At 71.7% G+C, this 3723-nt stretch carries 4 protein-coding genes; all 4 read right to left on the bottom strand.

Features of this window, described 5'->3' with window-relative positions; translation table 11 throughout:
- The coding region (locus J1C73_RS08195) for a LysR family transcriptional regulator (RefSeq protein ID WP_207315757.1) at window positions 1-386 on the bottom strand (386 nt) is incomplete at its 3' end.
- Between the two features lie 55 nt (window positions 387-441).
- Window positions 442-1635: a glycine C-acetyltransferase gene (locus J1C73_RS08190; protein WP_207315756.1), complete on the bottom strand. Its 1194-nt coding sequence runs from the start codon at window positions 1633-1635 to the stop codon at window positions 442-444.
- A gap of 51 nt (window positions 1636-1686) precedes the next feature.
- A complete protein-coding gene (gene tdh, locus J1C73_RS08185) occupies window positions 1687-2715 on the bottom strand; it encodes an L-threonine 3-dehydrogenase (RefSeq protein WP_207315755.1) in 1029 nt (342 codons plus the stop codon).
- Window positions 2716-3308: 593 nt separating this feature from the next.
- Window positions 3309-3723, bottom strand: a 415-nt coding sequence (locus J1C73_RS08180) for an alpha/beta fold hydrolase (protein WP_242643886.1), incomplete at its 5' end; no start/stop codon positions are given.

The following is a 3723-nucleotide window of genomic DNA, read 5'->3' as shown; positions in this document are numbered from 1 at the left end:
TCCGCGTCCTGGACCCGGACGCGGATGCCGGGTGCGGACGCGCTGAGGGCGGCGATCGCGGGGGCGAGGACCAGTCCGATGCCGGTGGCGAACGCGGCGACCGTGACCGTACCGGCGTCACCCGCGCCGTAGGCGGCGAGCTCCGCCTCCGCCCGCTCCAGCTGGGCCAGCACCGCGTTGGCGTGGGTCAGCAGGATCTCCCCGGCGGCCGTGAGCCTGGCCCCTCGCGCGTTGCGCTCGACCAGCCGGTGCCCGGTCTCCTGCTCCAGCGCGGCCAGCTGCTGGGAGACTGCGGAGGGGGTCAGGTACAGCGCGGCGGCCGCGGCGGTCACCGTGCGGTGATCCGCCACCGCACGCAGAATGCGCAGCCGCCGTGCATCGATCATGTGCCCTATTGTCCCAGGTCGCGCAGGGTGTCCGGGACGCCCTGCGCGACGGGGCCTACTCCCCCAGGGCCGCCCGCGCGTCGACGAACGCGTCGACCGCACGGTTGACGTCCGCCGTGGAGTGCGCGGCGGACAGCTGGACGCGGATACGGGCCGCGCCCTGCGGGACGACCGGGTACGAGAACCCGATCACGTACACACCGCGCTCCAGGAGCAGCTCCGCCATCCGGCCTGCCTTCGCCGCGTCCCCGATCATCACGGGGGCGATGGCGTGGTCGCCGGGCAGGACGTCGAAGCCTTCCTCGGTCATCCGGGTACGGAAGAGCGCGGTGTTGGCGTTGAGCTGCTCGCGCAGGTCTCCGGCGGACTCCAGCAGGTCGATGACCTTCAGTGAGGCCGCCGCGATGACCGGGGCGAGCGAGTTGGAGAAGAGGTACGGGCGCGAGCGCTGGCGCAGCAGCGCGACGATCTCGGCGCGGGCGGCCACGTAACCGCCGGACGCGCCGCCCAGCGCCTTGCCGAGCGTGCCCGTGATGATGTCGACGCGGTCCATCACGTCGTGCAGCTCGGGCGTGCCGCGCCCGCCGGGGCCGACGAAGCCGACGGCGTGCGAGTCGTCGACCATGACCATGGCGTCGTAGCGCTCGGCCAGGTCGCAGATCTCGCGCAACGGTGCGACGTACCCGTCCATGGAGAAGACGCCGTCGGTGACGACGAGGCGGCGCCGGGCCCCGGACGCCTCCTTGAGCTGCTGCTCCAGGTCGGCCATGTCGCGGTTGGCGTAGCGGAAGCGCTTGGCCTTGCAGAGGCGGATGCCGTCGATGATCGAGGCGTGGTTGAGGGCGTCGGAGATGACCGCGTCGTCCGGGCCCAGGACGGTCTCGAAGACACCGCCGTTGGCGTCGAAGCAGGAGGAGTAGAGGATCGTGTCCTCCTGGCCCAGGAAGGAGGAGAGCCGCTGCTCCAGCTCCTTGTGGACCTCCTGGGTGCCGCAGATGAAGCGGACCGAGGCCATGCCGTAGCCCCAGCGGTCCAGTGCCTCGTGCGCGGCGGAGATCACCTCGGGGTGGTCGGCGAGGCCCAGGTAGTTGTTGGCGCAGAAGTTGAGCACCTCACCGGGGCGGCCGCCCGCAGTGACGGCGACGGTCGCGGACTGCGGGGTGCCGATCACGCGCTCGGGCTTGTGCAGCCCGGCCGCCTCGATCTCTTCGAGGGTGGTGCGCATGTCGTCGCGTACGGAGTCGAACATGAAGGTGTCTCCCAGCTGGGTACGGAAGCGGCCGGACGGTGCGGTAGGAGGTCAGGCGGTCCAGTCGAGGATGACCTTGCCGCCGAGTCCGCTCGCCGCGTCGTCGAAGGCCGCCTCGAAGTCGCGGTAGCCGTAGCGGCCGGTGATCACGGGGGCGAGGTCGAGGCCGCCCTCCAGCAGGACGGACATGGCGTACCAGGTCTCGTACATCTCCCGGCCGTAGATGCCCTTGACCGTGATCATGGAGGTGACGATCCGGGACCAGTCGACGGCGAACTCCTCGGACGGCAGTCCGAGCATCGCGATGCGGCCGCCGTGCGTCATGTTCCCGATCATGTCGCGCATCGCCTCGGGGCGGCCGGACATCTCCAGGCCGATGTCGAAGCCCTCGCGCAGTCCGAGCTCCCGCTGCCCGTCGGCGATGGTCTGCTCGCCGACGTTGAGGGCGAGGCTGACACCGACCTTGCGCGCGAGTTCCAGGCGGGCCTCGCTGACGTCGGTGATGACGACGTTGCGGGCCCCGGCGTGCCTGGCGACGGCCGCGGCCATGATGCCGATCGGGCCGGCGCCGGTGATCAGTACGTCCTCGCCGACCAGCGGGAACGACAGCGCGGTGTGCACGGCGTTGCCGAACGGGTCGAAGATCGCGGCGATGTCCAGGTCGACGGGGACCCGGTGCACCCACACGTTGGACGCGGGCAGCGCCACGTACTCGGCGAACGCCCCGTCGCGGCCGACGCCGAGCCCCACCGTGGAGCGGCAGAGGTGGCGGCGGCCCGCCAGGCAGTTGCGGCACTTGCCGCACACCAGGTGGCCCTCGCCGCTGACCAGGTCGCCGACGGCGATGTCCACGACGTCGGACCCGATCGAGGCGACCTCGCCGACGAACTCGTGGCCGAGGACGAGCGGGGTGCTGATCGCCTGCTGTGCCCAGCCGTCGTAGTTGCGGATGTGCAGGTCGGTACCGCAGATGCCGGTACGGAGCACCTTGATGAGTACGTCCGAGGGACCGGTCTCCGGCTCGGGAACGTCCATCAGCCAGAGTCCCGGCTCGGCCTTCTGCTTCACGAGTGCCTTCACGGCTGCGGCTCCCTGTACCTGGTACGGCGTTGATCTCCCCGAGCCGGGGGCATGCCAGAGGAAGCCTGCGGCCCGGGGAGGAATGAGGGGACGGCGTGGCAGCGCGCATGACCGGCTGCCGCGCACCATCCTGCGCCGTCGCGGACAAATCTGCCGTACCGCGCGCCCCAGGTCCATCGAGGTTTTCTTAAGCGCCGCCGCAGCTCCGCTTCACGCCCGTCGTGTGTGCGGGCCGCCGGCCAGGTGCCGGGCCGCCGGAATCCGGTTCCCTCGCCGGGAGCTGCTTGCGCCATCCGGCGGACATGCCGCCGTCGCGGGGGCAGCGGCGCGGTGACGTGGCACGGCGGACCGCCGGTCGGGCTCATGGCACCCGTGGTCACCGCCCGACGGTTACGCCGGCGCCTGAGGCGCTTGGTGGTCGTGGCGATTGTCCGCGCGCTGGTCAGATCCTGGCCGACGAGCTGGGGATCACCGACGCGCTGGACTGCGAGCGGCGGGAGGCCCGCGAGACCCGCTGAGGGCACCGCGCGCGGCGCGACCACGAGCGCCCGTACGGGCCGGGCGGCGCCGGTGGAGGCGGTCCCGCCGCTCTGTCATCCCTTCAGCAGGAACGCCCTGATGCGAGCGGCGAGCTTCGCCGGCTGGTCCTCGGGGATCAGGGTGTAGCTGTCGGCGATCTCCACCAGCTCGCCCCTGGGCAGCAGCTCGGCCAGCCGGCGGCCGTGTTCCGGCGGCATGACCCTGTCCTCGGCCGCCCAGGCGACCAGCGCGGGGCGGTCGAAGGTGCGCAACGCCTCCGCCCAACGCAGGAGTTCGTCCTTCGGCGGAACGCCCAGGACGTACTTCCTGAGGTCCCGGCGGATCTCCTTGGAGGTCCACAGCGGCCGGAACCAGCCGTCCATCACCTCGTCCGGCACCGGCCTCTTGGTCATCCGGCCCCAGGTCATCGGCAGCCGCCGCATCGGCTTCAGCCTGAGCAGCGTGAAGGCCGTCCTCAGGCCGCCCGGC

Origin of the sequence: Streptomyces laculatispora (assembly GCF_017353455.1) — a bacterium.
Lineage (GTDB): Bacteria > Actinomycetota > Actinomycetes > Streptomycetales > Streptomycetaceae > Streptomyces > Streptomyces laculatispora.
This window is presented reverse-complemented; position numbering and strand designations above follow the sequence as displayed.

Coding starts and splice junctions, on each gene's coding strand:
- J1C73_RS08190 (WP_207315756.1), bottom strand. CDS start 1,635: ATGTTCGACTCCGTACGCGACGACATGCGCACCACCCTCGAAGAGATC.